Raw genomic sequence first — 21598 nt, forward strand, 5'->3', positions numbered from 1 at the left:
GCGTCTTCAGACGCCGAGGCGACCGCGGGGGTTCCCCTTGCGTCCGGCATCCCAGCTCTGGGCGAACTCGACCAGCGCGTCGTCGGGTGTCGGCAGGTCGACCATCAGCGTGACATAGAGGTCACCGCGGCCGCCGCCCGCCTTCTTGTGAAAGCCGCGCCCACGCACGCGCAGCGTCTTGCCCGACGAGGAGCCCTTCGGCACCTTGAGCATCACCGCGCCGTCTGGGGTGGGCACGCGAACCTCGGCCCCCAGCACCGCTTCGGCCAGGCTGACGGGCAGGTCCAGGCGGACATCGTCGCCGTCGCGCGTGAAGAAGGCGTGCGGCTGCACCTCGATCGAGACGATGGCGTCGCCATTGCCGCCGGGGCCGGGCTGGCCCTTGCCGCCAAGCCGCATCTGCGTTCCCGTCTCGACCCCCGCGGGCAGCTTGACCTCGATCGTCGAGCCGTCGGGCAGCGTCAGCCGTTGCGGCGCGAGCGTGACCGCATCGACGAACGGCACCGCCACGCGGTAGCTGACATTGGCACCCTTAGGCGAGGGGCGCCGGCCGAAGCCGCTGGCGAACCCGCCGCCGCCGCCGCGTCCGCCGTTGAACAGCCCCTCGAAGATGTCGCTGAAGTCGCCGCCCTCGCCGCCGAAATCCGGGCGGAAGCCGCCGGACTGCCCGCCGCCCGGTCCGCCGCGACCGAAGCCGAACGGCGCGGCGGGGTTGCCGTCGCCGTCGATCTCACCCCGGTCGAAGCGAGCGCGCTTGTCCTTGTCGCTGAGCAAATCATAGGCGTTGGTGACCTGGCTGAAGCGCTCGGCCGCCTTGGGATTGTCGCGGTTGCGATCGGGGTGCAGCTCCTTTGCGAGCTTGCGATACGCCTTCTTGATCTCGTCCTCGCCCGCACCACGCGCGACGCCCAGGATTGCGTAAGGATCGGCCACTCTTGTCCCCGTTGAAAAAGATCGCGCTTTAAATGGGCGTCGGCGCCGGGATTGGCAAATCCTCCTGCGGGGCGACGTCGACGGAGACGTGCATGTCCTGCGCGCCCGATCCCAGCACCACGCCGTCGATCGGCGCGATGTCGCCGTAATCGCGGCCGATCGCGACGATGACATGGTCGCGCGCCATCCAGATGCCGTTGGTCGGATCGACCCCGACCCAGCCGAGCGCCGGCCCCGCCCAGATCAGCACCCAGGCATGCGTCGCGTCGGCGCCCACCAGCCTTGCCTCGCCCGGCGGCGGCAGCGTGCGGAGGTAGCCCGAGGCATAGGCGGCAGGAAGCCCCGCGGCGCGCAGGCCGCACAGCATGATCTGTGCGAAATCCTGGCATACGCCGCCGCGCTTGGCGAAGGCGTCCGCGGGCGGCGTGTCGACCAGGGTCGCGGTGGGATCGAAGTCGAACTCGCGCTGGATGCGCTGGGCGAGCGCAATGCCGGCATCCAGCACGCCGCGGTCGGGGGACAGGTCCTCGGCACACCAGGCGGCGATCGCCTCGTTCATCGGGATGCGGGGGCTCGGGTAGAGATAGGCGGCGGGCGACAGTGGCGAGAGATCGCGGCTGTCGCGCGCCATCCGCCCTGCCTCGGCGATCGTCGGATCACTCGCGTCCGGCACCGGGATCGGACGATCGACGACCATGTCGGCGAGGCTCTCGATCGTCAGCTCGCGCGTGGGCTGGTCGAGGACGAGACGGGTGACATGCGCCAGACCCGCCTGTGCCCGCGCCGGTGCCGTGCGCCCGCCGGGGAGGATGTTGAGCTGATAGCGCTCGACCCACTGCCCCGGCCATTCGATCGGCTGGAGGCGCAGGTTGCAGCGCGCGAACGCGACGGGTTCGGCATAGTCGAACTGCGTGACGTGCCGGATCGCGTACCTCATGCGAGCGTAAGGCCGGCGGCGCGCAGCGGTTCCGCGCCTTGCAGGAAGTACCGGCGAGCGACGGCATCGGTCAGCGCCATCAGCCGCTCCTCGACCGCGAGCAGCGTGTCGGCGCCCAGCGTCGCCGCCTCGGCCGTGGCGAGCATTGCCGACAGTTCGGCCGCGACGCGCTGCTGCGGCTCGGCAAGCCCGTCGTCCTTGAGCACAGGGAGCGCCGCCAGATGCTCCGCGATCCGCGCGACCTGAAACGCGAGCGCGCGCGGATTGCCCGGATCGAGCGCGACGAGGTCGAGGACGGCGACCCGCGCGATCCCGGTCAGATAGCGCTGGCGATAGCTGATCTGGCTGTCGGCAAGGTCGAGAAGGACCGACAGGTCGTCGGCGCTCGACGCCTCGATCCCGAACGACAGCATCGCGCGGACGATCTTGAGCGCGCGCTCGATCCGGCGGCCGAGGTCATGGAAGCGCCAGCCGTCGGTGCGGCCCATATGCTCGGCGGAAAGACCGGCGAGCGCGGCATAGCGGCGCTGGATCGAACCCGCGCGGTCGAGCACGCCGCCGCGCGTGGGATGCGGCGCGTCGAGCAGCCGGATCATGTCGGCGGACAGCCGGTCGCGGCTGACCGCGCCCAGCCCGCGCGCCTGGCGATTGATCGCGCGGACCGAGTACCAGCCATTCTCGACGCTTTCCATTGCGGTGCGCGCGGTCGCAACCAGGTCGGCGCGGCGGTGGCTGGCGGGTGGCGGCGCGGCGCCGATGAAGGCGAGCGCGTCGGCGATCCGCGCCACCGTCGCCCGGTCGAGCGCGGCGCCGGCATCGGCAGTGATCGAGTGGCCGAGCAGCACGCGGATGAGGCCGAGCAGCGCCTCCCCCCGCTCCAGATACCGGCCGAGCCAGAACAGATTGTCGGCAGCACGGCTTGGCAAGGTGCCCGGATTGCGGCGCAGGTGGAGCGAGTCGACCGCGGGGAGCAGGGACACGGGCTCCACCGGGGCGGGTCCGTGGACGATGACGTCCGCGGACCATTCGCCCTCGCCGATCGCGGTGACGCGGGGGTCCGCCTGCTCGCCGATGCGTGCGAACCCGCCGGGCAGGACGCTCCACCCGCCCTGCCCGTCGCGGGCGGCGAACACGCGCAGGGTGAAGGGCCGCGGCACCAGCGCGCCGTCGATGATGACGGGCATGGTCGAGAGGTGGACGACCTCCTGCCCGACATAATCCTGCGGCCGCATCTCGATGTCTGCGAGCAGCGCGGCGCGCGCGGCGTCGGACAGCTCGGCGCCGATCACCGGCTTGGCATCGGGCAGCGCGCGGGTGGCGACGCCGAACGCCGGCGCGATGGTCATGCTGGCGAGCTCGTCGACGACCTGCGCCGCCTCTCCTGGCTGGCCGCACCACCAGGTGGCGATGTTGGGGAGCCGCAGCCCCTCCCCCGTCAGCCGTGTCGCAAGCGCGGGGAGGAATGCCGACAGCGCCGCCGACTCGATGACCGCGGCGCCGGGGGCGTTGGCGACGACGACATGGCCCGCCGCCATCGCGTCGATCAGCCCCGGCACGCCGATCGCCGAGGTCGAATCGAACGCCAGCGGATCGAGCAACGTCGGGTCTGTCCGCCGCCACAGCCCGTCGACACGCTTCAGCCCGGCGATGGTGCGGACGTACAGCCGATCCTCGATCACCGCGAGGTCGGCACCCTCGACCAGCAGGAAGCCGAGATAGCGCGCCAGATGCGCCTGCTCGGCATAGCTCTGGTTGAGGCGACCGGGGGTCATCAGCCCCAGCCGCGGTTCGGCGCGCCGGCATGCGGCGGCGATCCCGTCGCGCAGGCTGGCGAAGAAGGGCGCGTGCCGCTCGACGTTGAGCCGCGCCTGGAGCCCACCCAGCGTGCGCGCAATCGCCAGCCGGTTCTCCAGCGCGTAACCCGCCCCGACCGGTCCGCGGACATGGTCCGCGAGCACACGCCACTCGCCCGCCGGCCCGCGGCACAGGTCGACCGCGACGATGTTGAGGTGATTGCCGCCCGGCGGCACCAGCCCCTGCATCGGCCGCAGGAAATAGGGGCTGCCGGTCACGACCGCGGCGGGAAGCAGCCCCTGCGCGACCAGCCGGCCGGGGCCGTAAAGATCGGCGACGATCGTCTCGAGCAGTTCGGCGCGCTGGACGACGCCGCGGCGGATGCCGGCCCACTCGTCGCTGCCCAGCATCAGCGGCACGGGCGAGAGCGGCCAAGGCCGCTCGTCGCTGTCGCCGGCCACGCGGTAACCGGTGCCGATATCGTCGGCCTGCCGCTGTGCCCGTTCGCGCGCATCGTCCAGCGAGTCGCCCGCGCTTGCCGCCAGCTCCTCGAACACCACGCGCCACGGATGCTTGTCGGCGGCATCGACCATCACGTCGCCGCGCGTCCGCCCAGCGCCGTAAGCGGCGATCCAGCGGTCGGCGATCAGCCCCGCGTCGAACAAGCTGGCCGTGCGCGTCGCCATGCGATTTCCATTGTCCCCGTCGCGCGCCTCTTTCCCGAAAGCGGCGGGGTACGCAATGGGGCGGGCAGGACCAATGAGGCCTACTCGAACCCCGTTCGGGTCAGTTCCCGTCCGAAATCAGCGTGCCGCCATCGATCACCAGCGTGTGCCCGGTGACGAACCCACCCGCATCGCTCGCAAGGAACAGCGCCGCCGCGGCGACCTCCGCGGGCGTGCCGACGCGGCGAAGCGGCGTGAGGCCGAGCCGGCGCTCGCTGCGCTCCGGGCTCGACAGCACCGCGTCGGCCCAGTCGGTGGCGATCAGGCCCGGCGCGATCGCATTGGCGCGCACGCCGCGCGGCCCCCATTCGACCGCCAGGTTGCGGGCCAGCTGTGCCAGTGCCGCCTTGGTGATCCCATAGTGGCCGAGCGCGGCATTGCCGCGAAGCCCGGCGAGGCTGGAGAGCAGGACGATGCTGCCGCCTCCCCGCTCGGCCATCCGCGGGGCAAGGCGGCCGGTCAGGCGGATCGGGTGATCGAGATTGACGGCATAGAGCGCGGCGCGCGCGGCATCGCCCATCGCGTGCATCGGGCCGGGCGTGCCGGCGATGCCCGCGTTGCAGACGAGAATGTCGACCGTCCCGGCGGCGTCGACGAGCCGGTCGGTCGCGCGCGGATCGGCAAGGTCCCCGACGAACGCGGTGCCGTCCAGCGCCTCGGCGACCGCCCGCACGCCCGGATCGCGATCGGCCAGGATCAGCGATGCGCCCGCCCCGGCGAACAGCCGCGCGATGGCAAGCCCGATGCCGCTCGCCGCGCCGGTGACGAGGGCGCGCCGGGCGTCGAGGCGGAAGGCGGCAAGCGCGTCAGTCATAGGCCGCGGCGATCAATGCGGCGACCCCGGCATCCGCGCGGAACCCCAGTGCCTTGGCTCGCGGCGCCAGTAGCGTCGGATAGCTGCCGAACGCCGCACGCAGCCGCTCGTCTTCTTCGAAGGTGAAGTCGCCGCCCAGGGCGTCGGTCAACGTCCCGATCTCGACCCGAAGCGCCGGCAGCGTCACCGCGTCGCCTTCGCTGGCATCGCTCAGCAGTGCGTGGGCGAGATTGGCGGCGCACACCCGCGCCGACATCAGCCAGCTCGTCGCTTCCCGCGCGACGGGCACCGTGTACGCCTCGCCAGACCGCGCTGCGTGGAAGAGGTCGCTCAGGAACGCCGAGCCGAACCCGCCCGCTCCCCGCGGCCGCGCGACGATGCCGGGCAGACGCAGCGCCATGCCGCCGACCGCGCCGCGCCGGACCGCATCGGCAAAGGCGAGCTCGACCATCCTTTTGTGCGTGCCATAGACGCTGGCGGGCCGCGGCTCGGTCGCGTCGTCGACCGGGTCCGGCAGCACGCCGCCGAACACCGCGATCGAACTCGCCAGGATCAGCCGCCGACCGGCCATCCCCTCGATCAGCGCGAGCGGCAGGTCGAGATTGATCGTCCGCGACAGCGCCGGGTCGCGCTCGGCTGCGGCGCCGGGCAGCGCGGCGAGATGGATCAGCGCGTCGGCCTCGCACGCGCGCGCCAGTACGGCCGGGTCGGTCAGGTCGCCCGCGACGAACGGATGCGCGGGCGCCGCAGCAAAGGCGCGGTCGATAAGCAGCAACTCGCCCGCTTGCCGCGCGCCCAGCTCGCGCACTACCGCGCGGCCGACGAAGCCGTCCGCTCCGGTGACCGCGATCCGCATCAGCGGCGAAGGTCGGGCGCGTACTCGCCGTCGACAAGCACGAAGGCGACGCGGCAATTGGCGTCGGACCGGTTCGACCAGCCATGATTGGTCCCGCGCTGGACGACGATGTCGCCCGCGCGCACCACCGTCTCACCCTCGTCCATGATGAGGGTCAGTTCGCCTTCCAGGACGATGCCGTAATCGATGGTTTCGGTGCGGTGCATCAGTGCGTGGCGGGCAGGGCCGTCGCCATGCCCCGCCGCCTCGACCGCGCCGATCTCCGCGAAGTGCGCGCGCGCCGCCTCGGGCGACATCGTCCGGATCTCGTCACCCTCCGGCGGGATGTCGAGCACGCGCAGCCGCGTACCGCGCGGTGGGGGCGCAAGCGTCAGCGTGGTCTCGTCCGGCTCACTTGCCGCGTCGATCGGCGCGGGCGTGTCGTAGGTGCTCCATACCTCGTGGAACAGGGGGCCGATCGCACCGCCGACGCGCCGGACGAAGGCGACGGGCGCGTCGGACTGGATGATCGCGCGGCCGTCGGCGTCATGGCCGGTGACGATGCGGCGGACGGGGCGATGGTCCGTCATCAGATCGGCTTGGCCACGACGCCGAACATCTCGTGGGTCGCCCTGGCATTGTCGACCGCCGGCCCCTTGCCGATCTGGCCCATGCAGATGGCGAGGCTCTGGCGCACGATATAGGCGCAGCGATCGAAGCGCCGGTCGCGATAGGCGGTCAGCGCCGCCTCCAGATCGTCGCCCTTCGTCAGCTCGTCGGCGAGCACCAGGCTGTCCTCGATCGCCATCCCCGCGCCCTGCCCCAGATGCGGCGTCGTCGCATGGACCGCGTCGCCGATCAGCACGACGCGCCCCTTGTGCCACGGCCCTTCGAGCAGCAGCCCTTCGAGCGGGCGATAGACGACGGCGTCGTCGTCGGTGATGTGCTCGGCCAGGTCGCGGATCGCAGGCGCGCAATTCTGGAGCTTGCCGCGCATCGCCGCCGCCAGTCCCTCGCGCGGGTACCACGGGTTCCCCGGCTCGGGCGTGGTCGCGTACATGTACATGAGCTCGCGCGTCATCGGCACCAGCCCCACCCCGGTCGGCCCGTTATAGGCGTGCATCGCGTCGAGGTCCGCGGGCCGCGGCAGGTTGTAGCGCCACACCGACTGGCCGGTGAACTCAGGGCTCGGCGCATTGGGCAGGATCGCCGCGCGCGTCTGCGAATAGACGCCGTCGGCGCCGATGACGAGATCGAAGCGGCCGGTCGTCCCGTCCGAGAAGGTGACGTCGACGCCCTTCCCGTCGTCCTCGAACGCGTTCGCGGTCACGCCCAGCCGCACCTCGGCCCCGCTCGCGATCGTGCGGTCGCCCAGCACCTTGTGCAGCGCCGGGCGCGGCACGCCCATGCTGGCGGGATAGCCTTCGACCAGCCGCGGCACCGGCACGCGCGCGACGCGGGTGCCATCCGGCGTATAGATCTCGACCGCATCGAAGCCGACGCCGGCAGCGAGATACTCGTCGATCAGGTCGAGTTCGGCCATCGCGCGGATGACGTTCGACTGCTGGATGATCCCGACGCCGTACACCGACCAGTCCGGATCGCGCTCGATCACGGTGACGCGGTGGCCCTTGGCGCGCAGCGCGATGGCGGAGGTCAGCCCGCCAATGCCGCCGCCGATGACGAGGATGTTGAGGTCTTGCATGTTGGCCCTTCAGAACCGGTCGAGGTCGTTGGCGAGCGCGATCGTGCCGCCGAAGCGGGCGCGGATGCGCGCGGTATAGTCGGCGAGGCGGGCAGGATCGCTGCCGCCCGCGAAATGCGTGACCGTCACCGCTTTCACCCCCGCATCGGCGGCGAGCGCGCCGACCGCGTCGGGCGTCAGGTGGTGGGTCGAGAGATGCTGCGTCAGCTTGGCCCTGGCCGGTGCGGGCATGGCCGGCGAATTGCGCGCGACGGCCGCCAGCGTGAGGTCAAGGTCGATCATCTCGCTGACCAGCAGGTCGGCGCCCTTTGCCAGCGCCGCGACCGCGGGGCTCGGCCCGGTGTCGCCGGTATAGACGATCGAGCGCCCGGGCAGGTCAAAGCGATAGGAAAGCGACTTGAACGCGCGGTCGTCGGCGCTGCCGGGCGCGAAGTCGTAATGCGTGTTCTGCGCGGTGCGGACGGTCATGTCGCCGACGCGGAGGCTCGCCCCGCCCTTGATCTCGACGACGCGGACGATGCTTTCGGGCGCGGGCCAGCGCTGGCCGGGAATGCCGTAACCCGCAACCGCGGCAGGGCGCAGCGAGGCGGTGATGCCATCGACCAGCGCCTGGGTGCCCGGCGGGCCATAGACGGTCAGCACCTCGCGAACGTCGGTTTGGTCGCGCAGGCCGATCAGCGCGGCGAGCCCGCCGGTATGATCGACATGCAGGTGGCTGAGGAACACCGCCTTCACCTGCGGCAGCCGGTAGCCCGCCTTGGCGAGCTGCTGTGCCGCCCCGTCGCCGACGTCGACCAGATAGACGTCGCGCCCGCGCACCAGTGCGTTGGCCGGTTGCGCGCGCTCCGGCGCCGCCACCGGCCCGCCCATCGTGCCGAGCGTGATCCAGCCATCGGCGGGGGCGGCCTGCACCCCCGCGATCAGCGCCAGCGCGAGCGGGAGCATCAGAAGTCGAAACCCATGCGCACGCCATAGGTCCGCGGCGGGCGCAGCGTGCCGACGGGGAAGTCGAGGATCGGCCGCGCCCCCGCGCGCGCCAGCACCTCGGCATCCTCGATATTGTTGACGAATCCCGTCAGGCTCCAGCCCTCGGCGCGCAGCGTCAGGAACGCGTCGGACATCATGAAGCCGTCCTGGCGGAACTCGGGCCGGTAGTTGGCGTCGAGGAAGCGGCTCGTCTCGATGTTGGTGCGCACCCCGGCGACGAGGTCGAACTGGCCGCCCAGCGGGAAGGTCCGCTCATAGCCCAGGTTGAACGACCATTCGGGCGAGTTGACCGTCGGCCGGCCCGAACAGTCGATGTCATAGAACCGCGCGCCGTTGATCCCCGGATTGGCCGCGCGACTGCCGAGCGTGGTGCACCCCGTCGCCACCGGCGCGCCGGTGGGGGAGAAATTGGCGGTGGTCAGCTCGTCATAGCGGCCGTTCAGATACTGGGCGACGGCACTGAACAGGTCGTTGCGGCTGGGCGCGAAGCGCAGCTCGACCTCGCCGCCATAGATGCGCGACTTGCCCGCATTGACGGTGATCGACCCCTGCGCGATCAGCCCGTTGCCGGTCGGCACACCGCCGACATAGGTGATCTGCTGGTCCTTATAATCCCAGTAGAACGCCTCGACATTCAGTTGCAGCTTGTTGCCGAAGAAGCGGTTCTTGGCGCCGGCGGTGTACGCGGTCAGCGTTTCCGGCGCGAAGGTGTTGTTGGGCGGTTGCGCGACGAAGAAGCCGCCCGATTTGAAGCCGGTCGCGACGTTGGCGTAAAGGAGCGAGGCCGGGCCGGCGTCGAACTCGACCCCCGCCTTCCACGTGAACTTCTCGAAGGTGAGCGAGCCGGTGAACGGCGCGCTCAGCGGCGGCTCGATGGGCCCGGGCAGGCCGCCCGACGCGGTCGAGGTGCGCTGGCGCTTGTCCTCTCGCGTATATCGACCGCCCGCCACCAGGCGGAAGCCGTCGGCCACGTCGAAGGTGAGCTGGCCGAACCCGGCGATGCTCTCGGTTCGAAGGTTGGGCGTGAACCGGGTGGTCGAGATGTTGCCCTGGCGGAAGAAGTTCACCGCGCGCTGCTTCTCGTCGAAGAAGAAGGCCCCGACGACGTAGCGGAGGCGCTGGTCGTCGTTCGACGCCAGCCGCGCCTCGACCGACATCTGCTCGGAAAGGTCGGTGATGTCGCCGCGGAAGCCCGGCAGATAGGTGCGGAAATTGACGTCCGACTTGCGCCACGCCGGGATGACGGTGAGCTTGCCGAAGCCGAGATCGCCCTCGACCGTCGCCGACAGGCCATAGAACTGGTTGTCGAGGAAGCCGTCGCTCCCTGCCTGCGCGACGCAGCCCGACCGAACGAAGCCGCCCTGCCCGCCGCAGAAGGGTGGCGCGAAGATGCCGGCCGCGAACCCGGCGATCGCAGCCTGGGCGCGCGGGTCGGACACGCTGACGCGGTCCTCTAGCGGCGGCGCGTTGAGGCCGGCATAGGGAAGCAGGACCGCGCCCGCGCCCTTGCCATGCTGGTTGTAATAGTCGCCGACGATCGTCATCGACCACAAGTCCGACGGCCGGATCAGCAGCGACGCGCGCACCGCCTCGCCCCGCTCGTCGTCATAACCGTCGCTGATGTATCCGTCGCGGTCGACCACCTGCCCCGCGACGCGCAGCGCGATCGTATCGCCCAGCGGCAGGTTGATCGCGCCCGACGCCTTCTTGGCATCGTAGTTGCCGTATTCGAGCAGCCCCTCGACCCCGAACTTGCCGAGCTCGGGCTTGCGCGGCAGCACGTTGATCGCGCCGCCGGTGGCGTTGCGGCCATAGAGCGTGCCCTGCGGCCCCTTGACCACCTCGACCCGCTCCAGGTCGTAGAACACGCCTGCGGGGGCGGTCGGGCGGCCGACATAGACGCCGTTGAAGTTGAACGCGACCGCGTTCTCCGAGAAGGAGTTCTGCGAATTGGTGCCGACGCCGCGCAGGAAGAAGCTGGTCGTGCCGCCCGTCGGCTGGACGACGAGCGCGGGGACGAGCTTGCCGAGGTTCGCGGTCTCGGTGATGCCGGCATTGGCGAGCGCATCGCCGGTGACGGCGGTGACCGCGACAGCGGCGCGCTGGAGTGATTCCGATCGGCGCTGTGCAGTGACGATGATGTCGCCCAGCCCGTCTTCCTGCGGCGTGCCGTCCGCCGCTGCATCGGCGGGGTCGGCGGGCGCCGAGTTGGTGACTTCCTGCGCCAGCGCCGGCTGTGCGATCAGGGCCAGGGCCATCGCCGTACCGAGCGTGAGTGTTTTTCGCATCCTGTCCTCCCGTGTGCGACCACCCGATGCTTGCCGGGCGCGTTCAGGCATGGAGGATGGCGGAGCGTCAGCAATCGGTCTAACGCATTGTTCTGATCGCAACCCATAAGCGGGATCGATGGATCATGCGGCTAAACCAATTCGACCTCAACCTCCTCGTCGCGTTCGACGTGCTCGTCGAGGAGCGGAACGTGACGCGGGCGGCGCGGCGGATGAACGTCACGCAATCGGCGATGAGCGCGGCGCTCAAGCGCCTTCGCGAGGCGTTCGACGACGACATCCTTGTCCAGAACGGCCGCCGCATGCTGCCGACCTCCAACGCGCTGGTGCTGGCGCCGCAGGTCTCTGCCGCGATCCTGGAGCTGCGCAGCATCCTGTCGACGGGGATGGCATTCGAGCCCGGCCAGTCGAAGCGCGTGTTCCGGCTGATCGCGTCGGACTATATCACCACCGTGCTGATCTCGCCGCTGCTCCCCCGGCTGGAGGCGGAGGCACCGGGCATCCGCCTCGACATCACGCTCCCGCGCAGCAACATCGGCGCGATGCTGGAGCATGGCGAGATCGACCTCCTCATCTCGCCCGAGACGTTCCTGGAGGCGGACCATCCGCGCGAGCTGATGTTCGAGGAACGGCACGTCGTCGTCGGCTGCGCGCGCAACCCGGTGTTCGCGCGGGCGATGACGGAGGCGGACTTCTATGGCTGCGGCCATGTCGCGGTCAGCGTGTCGCGCGACGGCACCTTCATCGAGAACTGGATGCGTCAGCGCGGCGACGGGCGGCGGATCGAGGTGCTGTGCGCCTCCTTCATCCAGGCGCCGTGGATGCTGCCGGGCACGCAGCGGCTGGCGCTGATGCACGAGCGGCTGGCGCGGGTGATGGCGCCGGGTCTCGGCCTCGCCATCGCCGAGCCGCCGATCGAGCTGCCGGTGATGCGCGAGATGATGCAGCACCACCGCGCGCGCTCGACCGACCGGGGGCTGGCGTGGCTACGCCAGCGGATCGCCGAGCAGGCGCGGTTGGGTTCGTGATCCGGGAGTAGAAAGCGGGATCCCGGATCAAGTCCGAGATGACGTGACGGAGGACGGGCTACGCTCCGCCAATTTCGTCACCCCGGACTTGATCCGGGGTCCCGCTTCTTTCCTCTATCCCTGCACCACCCGCTGATCGATCTCCCCGAACGGCCCGGCGTGCATCCGCACCCGCGTGCCGAAGCGGAGGAACCCGGTCGTGGGCTTGCCGTCCGCGATCATCTCGATCGCGCGGCGCTCCGACAGGCAGGTCGATCCGACCTCGGCATGCTCGGGATTGGACACCGTCCCCGACCCGATGATCGTCCCCGCCGGAAGGTCGCGTGTCGCCGCGGCATGCGCGACCAGTTCGTGGAAGCCATACGCCATCGCCCGGCCGTTGGGGTGGCCGAACCACTCGCCATCGACCTCGACCGTCAGCGGCAGGCAGACGCGGCCGTCGGCCCACGCCTCGCCCAGTTCGTCGGGCGTCACCGCGAACGGCGCGGTGCTGCACGCGGGCTTGGCCTGTACCCAGCCGAAGCCCGTCTTCATCTCGACCGGCGCGATCGCGCGGAGCGACCAGTCGTTGATGAGGACGACCAGCCGGATGTGATCGAGCGCCGCGTCTGCCGATATCCCCATCGGCACGTCGCCGGTCACCACGCCGAATTCGCCCTCGAAATCGATCCCGTCCGCCTCGCTCGGCAGCGGCACGTCGTCGGTGGGGGCGATGAAGCGGTGGCTCATCCCCTGATACATCAACGGCTTGTCGGTCTCGATCGGCGGCAGGTGGAACGCCGTCTGCATGAGGTCGCCATGCGTCGGGAACGCCGACCCGTCGAGCCACTGCCACGCGCGCGGCAGTGGCGCGGCAAAGTCGTCGGCCGCAACCGTTTCACCCGCCTCCGCCGCGTCGGCCGCGGCGGCGAGCGCTTCCTGGGCCGCATCCCAGGTATCGAGCGCCGATTGCAGCGTCGGGAAGCCCGTCACCGGCGCGACCCGGCTGCCGTCGCGGCTGACCGCCACCAGCGTGCCGTCGCGGCCGCCGCGCTTCAATGTCGCGAGCCTCATGCGTCCGCTCCTTCGAAGATCGCGACTGCGCGCGTCCAGCCTGCCGACCCGCGCTTCACCTTGGCGGGAAAGCACGAGACCATGAAGCCCGAGGGCGGCAGCTGGTCGAGATTGGTGAGCTTCTCCATGTGGCAATAGCCGATCTCGAGGCCCGCCTTGTGCCCTTCCCAGATCAGCGACGTATCGCCCGTTTCGGCGACGCGCTTCGCCGTCGCGCCGAACGGCGCGTCCCAGCTCCAAGCATCGGTGCCTGTCACGCGCACGCCCCGCTCGGTCAGATAGAGCGTCGCCTCGCGCCCCATGCCGATCCCCTTGGCCAGGAAGTCGGGCCCGCCCAGCGCCGCGCCTGCGGCGGTGTTGACGAGCACGATCTCCAGCGGCTTCAGCTCGTGGCCGATCCGCGCGAGTTCCGCCTCGACCTCCGCCGCGGTGACGACATGGCCGTCGGGCAAATGGCGAAAGTCGAGCTTCACGCCAGGCTGGAAGCACCAGTCGAGCGGCACCTCGTCGATCGTCATCGCCGGCTTTCCGCCGTCCTGCGTCGGATGATAATGCCATGGCGCGTCGAGATGCGTGCCGTTGTGCGTCGTCAGCGTCAGCGTCTCCGACGCCGCGAACCCCTCGCCGCCGACGAACTGCTCCGCGGTCACGCCGGGGAAGAAGTTCTGCACTTCCGCCACCGTTTCGGCATGGGTCTGATACTCGATCTTCGGCCGCATGAACGGCGGATCGGTGATGACGTCTGGATCGAGCGTGATCGACAAGTCCAGGATCCGCCGCGTCATGCCGTCTGGCCCCCCAGCGTCTCGGCGAACCAGTCGGCGATATAGTCGCGGCCATAGCTCATATTGTCCGCGCCGACATGCTCCACGCCGCCCTCGCGCTTGGTGAAGAGCTTCAATTCGCGGCGCGGCGAATTGACGAGCTGGTCGTAGCAGTCGTGCGCGTACTGGACGCTGATCTGACGATCCTCGGCGCCGTGCGTGACGAGGAAGGGCACCTTCACGCCGTCCATATGGCCGTTGAGGTTCATCCCCTCCGCCTTGGCGAGGAAGTCGTCCATGTCGTCGGCGCCGAACGCCCACATCACGTGCGCCCAGTAATGCGGCACGGGGTTCTCGCCCTCGCGCTTCAGCCTTTTCTGCTGCACCTCGGCCCAATTATGGTTGGCGCCCCAGACCGCGCCGCTCGCGAAGCGCGGCTCATAGGCGACCGCGCGCGGCGCGAAATGACCGCCCAGCGAAATGCCGGTCATGCCGATGCGCTTGGGGTCGACGTCCGCCTGGCGCTCCAGCCAGTCGACCGCCTTCGACGCCCAGCTTTCGCTGTGCGGATCGACGGGCAGGTTCTGGAGGCGAAGCGCCTCACCCGACCCGGGCTGATCGACGCACAGGGTCGAGACGCCGCGGCGCGCCAGCGCCTCGGGCAGGCGCGACCAGTAGAGGAGCTCCTTGCAGCTATCGAGACCATTGCAATAGACGACCACCGGGTGCGGCCCCGGCCCCGCCGCGCGCGTGTAGAGCGCGGGCATGGTGCCGCTCTCCAGCGGGATTTCGACCCGCTCGCGGTTGATGCGGCCGAGCGCGGTCGACTTGTCGAACGTCTCGCGCGCCTTGCGGTACGTCTCCATCCGCCCCGGATGACCGTGGCCCTGCATCCGCTCTGCCGTGAAGAGATATAGCGACGCGCGCTCCAGCTTCTCCGACGCGGAGAAGGCACGGCCTTTCGCCTCGTCCTCGGCGGCAAGCTCGATCAGCTTGTCGCCCATCGCCGCCCATTGCTTCATGAAGGCGGGGGTGCCGGCATCGCCGCCGCCGGCCGCCGCGTCCTTGATCGGCTGGCACATGTCGACGATCTCGCCGATGCGCCCGCCGCTCTCCATCGCGATCGCGACGGACAGGTTCCAGATATAGTTCGGAAAGGCTTCGTAGAGCGCCATCGATCAGGCCTCCGCCGCCACGAACAGGCCCTTGTCGGCCTCCGGGTGCGGCATCGTCTGCGGACCGCCGACGCCGATGCCCCACTGGTCCATGACCTGCGGGCCGGGGACGTGGACCTGATGCTGGTGCGTGTCGAAATCCACGTCCTCCAACTCCGACGTATATTCGACCGCGAAGCCGTTCGGCGTCGTGAAATAGCTGAACGTGTTGTTGCCCGCGGTGTGGCGACCCGGGCCCCAGCGAAGGTCGGTCCCCTTCTTCTTCAGCCGGTTGATGCCGCGCATCATGTCGTCGACCGTCAGCATGTCATAGGCGACATGGTTGAGGCACGGCGGCCCCGGCAGGAAGGCGAAGCGGTGATGCGCCGAGTTGCAGCGCAGGAACGCCATGAAGTCGCCCAGCCAGTCGGACAGGCGGAAGCCCAGCACGTCCTGGAAGAACTGCACCGCCGCCTTGTGGTCGGGCGAGTGGAGGACGATGTGGCTGATCTTCTGCGGCACGCCGTCCCAGCGGACCATTTCGCGCGCCGTGCCGCGCTCGACCCCGGCCGACACTTCAAAGGGCAGGCCGTCGGGCGAGAAGAAGCGGAAGCCGTAGCCGCCGCCCAGCGTCGTCAGCTCGCGCGGTGCGAAGATCACCTTGCAGCCGGCCGCCACGACCTTGTCATGGAGCGCGTCGACATCGGCATCGCTGTCGGCGGCGAGCGCGATCACGTCGATGCGCTTCTCGTCCGACGCACGCAGGCGAACGACATAGAGCTCGTCATTGCCCTCGGCAGCGAAGTGCCACATGCCGTCCTTCTCGCCGACTTCCTTCAGGCCCCACACTTCGCGATAGAAAGTGCGCTCGGTCTCGAGGTCGGTGACGCCGTAGCCGACATAGCGGATTTCAGTAACGCGGCTCATGCTCGCTCTCCCATTCGATCTGATGGCGGCGGGATAGTCGCTTGGCGATCGATTGAAAAAATCTTTGTTTCAATCCATCCTCATTCACGGCGTGAATGGGAGGCAGCGTGCGCTTCAAGGGTCTCGATCTCAATCTGCTGGTCGCGCTCGATGCGCTGATCGACGAGCGCAGCGTGTCGCGCGCCGCGGACCGGCTCAACCTCAGCCAGCCGGCGATGAGCAACGCGCTCACCCGCCTGCGCCGCTTCTTCGCCGACGACCTGCTCGTCGCCCAGGGCAAGCGCATGTATCCCACCCCGCTTGCCCAGGCATTGGGACCGCAGGTGCGCGCGGCGCTCGGCACGATGGAGGGGCTGATCGCCGCGTCGCGCCACTTCGAGCCGGCGACGTCGGCGCGCAGTTTCCGGATCATGGCGTCGGACTATATCGCCACCGCCGTCCTCTTCCCGCTGATCGCGCGGCTGGCGTCGGAGGCGCCCAATGTCCGCGTCGAACTACTGCTGCCGAGCGAACGGCGCTTCGAGCTGCTCGAGAGCGGCGGCATCGACCTGCTCATCACGCTTGAGCCCTATCTGACGCCCGAACTCCCGTCCGACCCGCTGCTCGAGGATCATTATGTCGTCGTCGGGCGCCGCGGCCATCCCGCGCTCGACGGGCCGCTCAGCACCGAGGCGATGCTCGCCTGGCCGCATGTCCAGGTCGCGATCGGCGAGGGGCGACTGCCGAGCTTCGGCGACGCGTATTTGGAGCGGCTCGGCCTCACGCGCCGGGTGGCGGCGATCGCGCCGTCGTTTACGCCGCTGCCGTGGCTGCTGATCGAGACCGACTGGCTGACGCTCCTTCAGGCGCGCCTTGCCCGCCTGCTCGCCGAGCGGTTCGAGCTCGCGATCGCCGAGTCGCCGGTCGCGATCCCGCCGCTGGCCGAGATGGCGCAATACCACCTCACCCGCCGGAGCGACCCGGGTCTGCGCTGGCTGATCGAGCGGATCAGGGCGGCGGGATAGGCGTCGGCAGCGGCCGGCCCGCGAGGAACGCGTCGAGATTGTCGAGCACCAGCGCCGCCATCGCCGCGCGCGTCTCTACCGTCGCGCTGGCGATATGCGGGGTCAGCAGCGTGCGGTTGCTGTCGACCAGCGGTTGCGGGACGTGCGGTTCGTCGGCGAACACGTCGAGCGCGGCGCCGGCGATCTGGCGAGAGTCGATCGCGGCGACCAGCGCCGCCTCGTCGACCACCGACCCACGGGCGACGTTGACGAGCACGCCGCCGGGGCCGAGCGCCTTCAACACCACCGCGTCGATCAGATGGCGCGTCTCGGCCGACGCGGACACCGCGACGATCAGCACGTCGCTCGCGGCGGCAAGGCTGGCGGCGTCGGGGTGGAAGGGCAGATCGACGTCCTTCTTCGTGCGGCCGGTATAGGCGACGGGCCCGAACACCTTCAGCCGATCGGCGATCGCCCGACCGATCCGGCCCAGTCCAACGATCCCGAACCGGAGCCCCGTCACCTTGCGCGCGAGCGGCAATTCGCCCTTCGGCCACTGCCCGTCGCGGACGTGCCGGTCCGCGCCGACGAGGTTGCGCTGAAGGCCGATGACGAGCCCGACCGCCAAGTCCGCGACGTCGTCGGTCAGCACCCCCGGCGTGTTGGTGACCGTCACGCCCCGCGCCGCGGCGTGCGCGACATCGACCTTGTCATAGCCGACGCCGTTGATCGCGATCAGCCTGAGGTTGGGCAGCCGCTCGACCAGTTCGCGCGGCGCCCCGGTCCCGCCGCCGGTGACGATCGCGGTAACGTCCGCGGCGTGCTCTGCGAGCCAGGCTTCGCTAGGCGTGCGCGCGACTTCGCCTCGGGCGGCGAGCGCGGCTTCGAGGTCGGAGGACATCGGGGCGAGTTGGAGGATCGTGGGACGGTTCATCATCGCCTCCAACACCCGTCACCCCGGACTTGATCCGGGATCCCGCTTCTTGTGCGCGGAGTGAAAAAAGCGGGGCCTACGATCAAGGCGGGGATCACGAAGGTGAGCGCACATCGCCTTCTAGAGCGACCACCCCGGCGCAGGCCGGGGTCCAGTGTCAAGCAGCACAGCGCCCGCGGCCGTGGACCCCGGCCTGCGCCGGGGTGGTGTCGTGGTGTTGCACGGGCCGCGCCACCGTTGCAGGAACCCGTACCCGCACCGGCCAGTTGTCAGCACCAACCGCTTGGAAAGGAACGACATGGCCACGAATCGACCCAATTTCGCGCTCTATGCCGCGGCCGGCGGCGTGCTGGCGGGCGCCGTCGGCGTCGCCTTGTGGAGCGGCCTGTCGCGCCGCTCTCCGGCGGACGGCCATGCCGCCCCCGATCTCGCCGCCGACAAGCCGCATCCCGGCCCCGACGACCGCGCGCCCGAACATTTCCGCCCCAACCCGACCGCCACCGTCCCGCCCGAGGACCGCGAGGCGCTGCGTCCCGCGACCGGGCGTTCGCCGACGCTGGTGGAGGACCGCGGCGCGGTGCGCAGCCTGCCCTGATCGCGCGGCAGCGATTGGGGCACGCCCTTCGACAAGCTCAGGGCGAACGGTTGCTTCTACACATCCGTTCGTGCTGAGCTTGTCGAAGCACGTGCTCCACGCGCAGACCTGAGTCTCAGCCCTCCAGCAGCATCAGTGCATCCAGCGCCACCACCCCCTGCCCCTCGGGGTAGAGGATCACCGGATTGAGATCGAGCTCGGCGATCCGCGGCTCGGCGAGGAGCACCGCGCCGACCGTCCGGATCAGCCGCGCGAGCGCCTTCACGTCGAGCGCCGGCGACCCGCGATAGCCCGCCAGCAACGCTGCGCTCTTGAGCTTCATCAACTCGGCGGCGATCGCCGCCTCCGACAGGTCCGGCGTCAGCAGCCGCACGTCCTGAAGGATCTCGGCGGTCACCCCGCCAAAGCCGGCGAGCACGACCGGCCCCCATTCGGGATCGTTGCGCGCGCCGACGATCATCTCGGTCCCGCGCGCGCCCATCTTCTCGATGAGCACGCCGTCGAGGACGATCGACGCGTCATAGGCGGCGACGCTGTCGAACATCGTCGACCATGCCGCCCGCACCGCATCGGCATCGGCAAGGTTGAGCGCGACGCCGCCGGCATCGCTCTTGTGACCCAGCGCGGCCGCCTGCGCTTTCATCGCGACCGGCCAGCCGAGCGCCTCGGCCGCGGCCACCGCCTCGTCCGGGCTGGCGGCGAAGCGAGCATCCGGGAACGGCAGGCCGAGCGGGCCGAGCAGCGCCTTGCCCCGATACTCCGGCACCACGCCCGACAGCTCGGCGAGCTGCGGCACCGCCGCAGGTGCCGGGCTGTCGTCGGTCAGGTCGAGCGACGCCGCCGCGGTCAGCGCGGCAAGGGCGCGGAAGGCGCGCTCCGGACTCGGGAAATAGGGCACGCCATGCTCGCGCAGGCTCGCGACGTAATGCGCGGGCATCTCGGCACCCTCGTCCAGGCCGGCGAAGATCAGCGGCTTGGCAGCCGCGCCTGCCTCGATCGCCTTGAGGATCGCGGGCACCTTGATGCCGGCGGTCACCGGGTCGCCCTGGATGATCCCGGCGACCACCGCGCCCACCCGGTCGTCGGCGGCAAGCGCCGCCAGCGTGTCGGTGTAGATCGACGGCTGCGACAGCCCCTGAGCGGTGATGTCGAGCGGGTTGCTGACCGGCACGAACGGCGGCAATGCGGCGCGAAGGGCGGGCGAGTCCTCGTCGCCCAGCGGCGCCAGCGGCAGCTCAATTGCTTCGGCCAGGTCGAGCGTCAGCGCCTTGAACGCGCCGGATTCGCCCAGCACCGCGACACTCGGGCGGGTCACCGCCGGACAGCGCAGCACGATCTCGGCCGCGTCGCCCAGTGCCTCCAGCGTGTCGACCATGACGACGCCCGCGCGCTCGACCTTGGCGCGCATCAGCTTGTAGTCGCCGGCCATCGCGCCGGTGTGCGTCGCGGCGGACTCGCGTGCCGCACTCGACTTGCCGGGATGGAGGAGGACGATCGGCTTGCCCGCGGCGCGCGCACGCGCGGCGGCGGCGAGGAAGCGGGCGGGCGCGCGGAACTGCTCGACCACCATCGCGATCACATGGGTGTGCGGGTCGTCGACCAGGAAGTCGACATAATCCTCGACACCGCTCGCCGCCTCGTTGCCGGTCGATACCGAATAGCTGACGGCGACATCGCGGGCGAGGAGGACGGTCGACAGGACCGCGGCGATCGCGCCCGATTGCGAGACGACGCCGACCGCGCGGCGCCCCTCGGGCTTGCGGCCGGGCGTCTCGACGAAGGTCAGCGGGATGCCGTCGACATAGTTGACGAGGCCGAGGCAATTCGGCCCCTCGATCACCATGCCGCTTGTCTCGGCGATGCGGCCGATCTCGGCCTGTTCGGCCAGGCCCTCGGCGCCCCCCTCGGCAAAGCCCGCGGAGAAGATGATCGCGCCGCCGACCTTGCGCGCGGCGAGACCGCGGACGGTGTCGAGCACGAAGTCGCGCGGGATCGCCAGCACCGCGACATCGACGCCCTCGGGCAGCGCGTCGACGCTCGGCAGGCATGGCCGCGCGCCGATCGCCTCGCGCTTGGGATTGATCGGATAGACCGGGCCGGCAAAGCCGTGGCGGTCGAGATTGCCGAGCACCGACGCACCCAAGGCGCCGGGCTTGTCGCTGGCGCCCACCACCGCGACGGATTGCGGGCGCAGCAGGCGCTGGATGCGCGCGGGATCGATCCGGCTCATCGCGTCACTCCCCTGATAGGTTGGCCTGATGTTGGCGGTTCAGTCGCGCTTCTTGTCGAGGTCGTAGGCGCCGAGGCCCGGCTTGAACGTCTTGTCGTCGATGAACTGGCGGGTCGCTTCCTTGCGCCCCTCGCTATCGAAATAGTTCGCCGCCTCCTGCGCGCGGATCAGATAGTCTTCGGCATTGTCATAGGTCATCTCGCGGACCCGGCGGACCGCCCACTTGGTGGCGCGCAGCGCGTGCGCGTTCTTGCCCAGCAGGACGGTGGCGATCTCGGTCACGCGGTCCTTCAGCCGGTCGGCGGGGACCGCCTCGTTGACCAGGCCCCATTCGGCGGCCTTCTTGCCGTCGACATTCTCGCCCATCATCGCGTGGTACATGGCGTTGCGGAAGCCGGTGAGCTCGGCGATCACCTTGCTCGCGCCGCCGCCGGGCAGGATGCCCCAGTTGATCTCGGACAGGCCGAATTGCGCGTCCTCCGCCGCGACCGCCAGGTCACAGCCGAACAGCGGGCCATAGGCGCCGCCGAAGCACCAGCCGTTGATCGCCGCGATCGTCGGCTTCTCGAACCAGCGCAGCCGCTCCCACCAGCTATAGGCCTCGCGCTGCGCCTTGCGCGTCGCCCACAGGCCCTTTTCCTCGTTCTCGCGGAAATATTCCTTCAGATCCATGCCCGCCGACCAGGCGGTGCCCTCGCCGGTCAGCACGACTACGCCGACATCCTCGCGGAACTCGAGATCGGTCAGCACCTCGAGCATCCGCCGGTTGAGATTGGGCGACATGCAGTTGCGCTTCTCGGGCCGGTTGAAACGCACCCAGGCGATGCGGTTCTCGACGGTGACGGCAACGGTATCTTCGGGCGCGCGCTCTGACATGGCCAATCCTGCTCCTCGGCTTTATTGCTATACCGC

General features: G+C 70.0%; 19 protein-coding genes. 3 read left to right on the forward strand and 16 right to left on the reverse strand.

The genetic code is table 11. The annotated features are described in order from the left end of the window. Positions 1-6 precede the first annotated feature (6 nt). From RS883_RS15700 to RS883_RS15740, 9 genes are all read right to left on the reverse strand, one after another. On the reverse strand, positions 7-933 hold the full coding sequence (locus RS883_RS15700) for a DnaJ C-terminal domain-containing protein (RefSeq protein ID WP_315761120.1): 927 nt from the start codon (positions 931-933) through the stop codon (positions 7-9). Between the two features lie 28 nt (positions 934-961). Next, positions 962-1870 (reverse strand): transglutaminase family protein, encoded by a 909-nt coding sequence (locus RS883_RS15705; RefSeq protein WP_315761121.1) that lies wholly within the window; start codon positions 1868-1870, stop codon positions 962-964. Next, positions 1867-4350, reverse strand: coding sequence for a circularly permuted type 2 ATP-grasp protein (locus RS883_RS15710; protein ID WP_315761122.1), 2484 nt, complete (start codon positions 4348-4350; stop codon positions 1867-1869). Before RS883_RS15710 ends, RS883_RS15705 begins: the two co-directional genes overlap by 4 nt. 100 nt (positions 4351-4450) lie before the next feature. Further along, positions 4451-5203 carry an SDR family NAD(P)-dependent oxidoreductase gene (locus RS883_RS15715; protein WP_315761123.1) on the reverse strand — a complete coding sequence of 251 codons (753 nt, stop codon included), beginning with the start codon at positions 5201-5203 and terminating at the stop codon, positions 4451-4453. After that, complete coding sequence (locus RS883_RS15720) at positions 5196-6059, reverse strand: NAD-dependent epimerase/dehydratase family protein (protein ID WP_315761124.1); 864 nt, start codon at positions 6057-6059, stop codon at positions 5196-5198. The genes RS883_RS15715 and RS883_RS15720 overlap by 8 nt, the downstream gene beginning before the upstream one ends. Further along, positions 6059-6628, reverse strand: a complete 570-nt coding sequence (locus tag RS883_RS15725; protein WP_315761125.1) for a cupin domain-containing protein — start codon at positions 6626-6628, stop codon at positions 6059-6061. Before RS883_RS15725 ends, RS883_RS15720 begins: the two co-directional genes overlap by 1 nt. Beyond that, the gene (locus RS883_RS15730; protein ID WP_315761126.1) at positions 6628-7743 is read right to left on the reverse strand and encodes an FAD-dependent oxidoreductase; all 1116 of its coding nucleotides are present in this window, start codon (positions 7741-7743) and stop codon (positions 6628-6630) included. The genes RS883_RS15725 and RS883_RS15730 overlap by 1 nt, the downstream gene beginning before the upstream one ends. Before the next feature lie 9 nt (positions 7744-7752). After that, entirely contained in the window at positions 7753-8688 is a 936-nt protein-coding gene (locus tag RS883_RS15735; protein WP_315761127.1) for an MBL fold metallo-hydrolase, read from the reverse strand. Continuing rightward, complete coding sequence (locus tag RS883_RS15740) at positions 8688-11018, reverse strand: TonB-dependent receptor (protein WP_315761128.1); 2331 nt, start codon at positions 11016-11018, stop codon at positions 8688-8690. The genes RS883_RS15735 and RS883_RS15740 overlap by 1 nt, the downstream gene beginning before the upstream one ends. 125 nt (positions 11019-11143) lie before the next feature. Here RS883_RS15740 and RS883_RS15745 point away from each other — a divergent pair, with 125 nt between their 5' ends. Further along, positions 11144-12046 carry a LysR family transcriptional regulator gene (locus RS883_RS15745; protein WP_315761129.1) on the forward strand — a complete coding sequence of 301 codons (903 nt, stop codon included), beginning with the start codon at positions 11144-11146 and terminating at the stop codon, positions 12044-12046. A gap of 114 nt (positions 12047-12160) precedes the next feature. On the opposite strand, the gene RS883_RS15750 is transcribed toward RS883_RS15745, so the two are convergent. From RS883_RS15750 to RS883_RS15765, 4 genes are read right to left on the reverse strand one after another with little or no spacing between them, the layout of a single operon-like run. Then, the gene (locus tag RS883_RS15750) at positions 12161-13099 is read right to left on the reverse strand and encodes a fumarylacetoacetate hydrolase family protein (protein ID WP_315761130.1); all 939 of its coding nucleotides are present in this window, start codon (positions 13097-13099) and stop codon (positions 12161-12163) included. Continuing rightward, the gene (locus RS883_RS15755) at positions 13096-13884 is read right to left on the reverse strand and encodes a cyclase family protein (protein WP_315761131.1); all 789 of its coding nucleotides are present in this window, start codon (positions 13882-13884) and stop codon (positions 13096-13098) included. The genes RS883_RS15750 and RS883_RS15755 overlap by 4 nt, the downstream gene beginning before the upstream one ends. Beyond that, positions 13881-15038, reverse strand: a complete 1158-nt coding sequence (locus RS883_RS15760) for an alpha/beta hydrolase family protein (protein ID WP_315761132.1) — start codon at positions 15036-15038, stop codon at positions 13881-13883. Before RS883_RS15760 ends, RS883_RS15755 begins: the two co-directional genes overlap by 4 nt. A gap of 3 nt (positions 15039-15041) precedes the next feature. Then, positions 15042-15944: a VOC family protein gene (locus RS883_RS15765; protein ID WP_315761133.1), complete on the reverse strand. Its 903-nt coding sequence runs from the start codon at positions 15942-15944 to the stop codon at positions 15042-15044. 107 nt (positions 15945-16051) lie between these two features. Here RS883_RS15765 and RS883_RS15770 point away from each other — a divergent pair, with 107 nt between their 5' ends. Beyond that, positions 16052-16948 (forward strand): LysR family transcriptional regulator, encoded by an 897-nt coding sequence (locus RS883_RS15770; RefSeq protein ID WP_315761134.1) that lies wholly within the window; start codon positions 16052-16054, stop codon positions 16946-16948. On the opposite strand, the gene RS883_RS15775 is transcribed toward RS883_RS15770, so the two are convergent. Continuing rightward, positions 16932-17861 (reverse strand): 2-hydroxyacid dehydrogenase, encoded by a 930-nt coding sequence (locus RS883_RS15775; protein ID WP_315761135.1) that lies wholly within the window; start codon positions 17859-17861, stop codon positions 16932-16934. The genes RS883_RS15770 and RS883_RS15775 overlap by 17 nt on opposite strands. A 298-nt stretch (positions 17862-18159) precedes the next feature. Between RS883_RS15775 and RS883_RS15780 the strand changes: the two genes are divergently transcribed. Continuing rightward, positions 18160-18456 carry a hypothetical protein gene (locus tag RS883_RS15780; protein ID WP_315761136.1) on the forward strand — a complete coding sequence of 99 codons (297 nt, stop codon included), beginning with the start codon at positions 18160-18162 and terminating at the stop codon, positions 18454-18456. Positions 18457-18571: 115 nt separating this feature from the next. Here RS883_RS15780 and RS883_RS15785 read toward each other — a convergent pair whose 3' ends face one another. Both RS883_RS15785 and RS883_RS15790 read right to left on the reverse strand, forming a co-directional pair. Continuing rightward, complete coding sequence (locus tag RS883_RS15785; RefSeq protein WP_315761137.1) at positions 18572-20686, reverse strand: acetate--CoA ligase family protein; 2115 nt, start codon at positions 20684-20686, stop codon at positions 18572-18574. Positions 20687-20725: 39 nt separating this feature from the next. After that, entirely contained in the window at positions 20726-21562 is an 837-nt protein-coding gene (locus RS883_RS15790; RefSeq protein ID WP_315761138.1) for a p-hydroxycinnamoyl CoA hydratase/lyase, read from the reverse strand. Positions 21563-21598 lie beyond the last annotated feature (36 nt).

The sequence above is a fragment of the Sphingomonas sp. Y38-1Y genome, from assembly GCF_032391395.1.
Lineage (GTDB): Bacteria > Pseudomonadota > Alphaproteobacteria > Sphingomonadales > Sphingomonadaceae > Sphingomonas.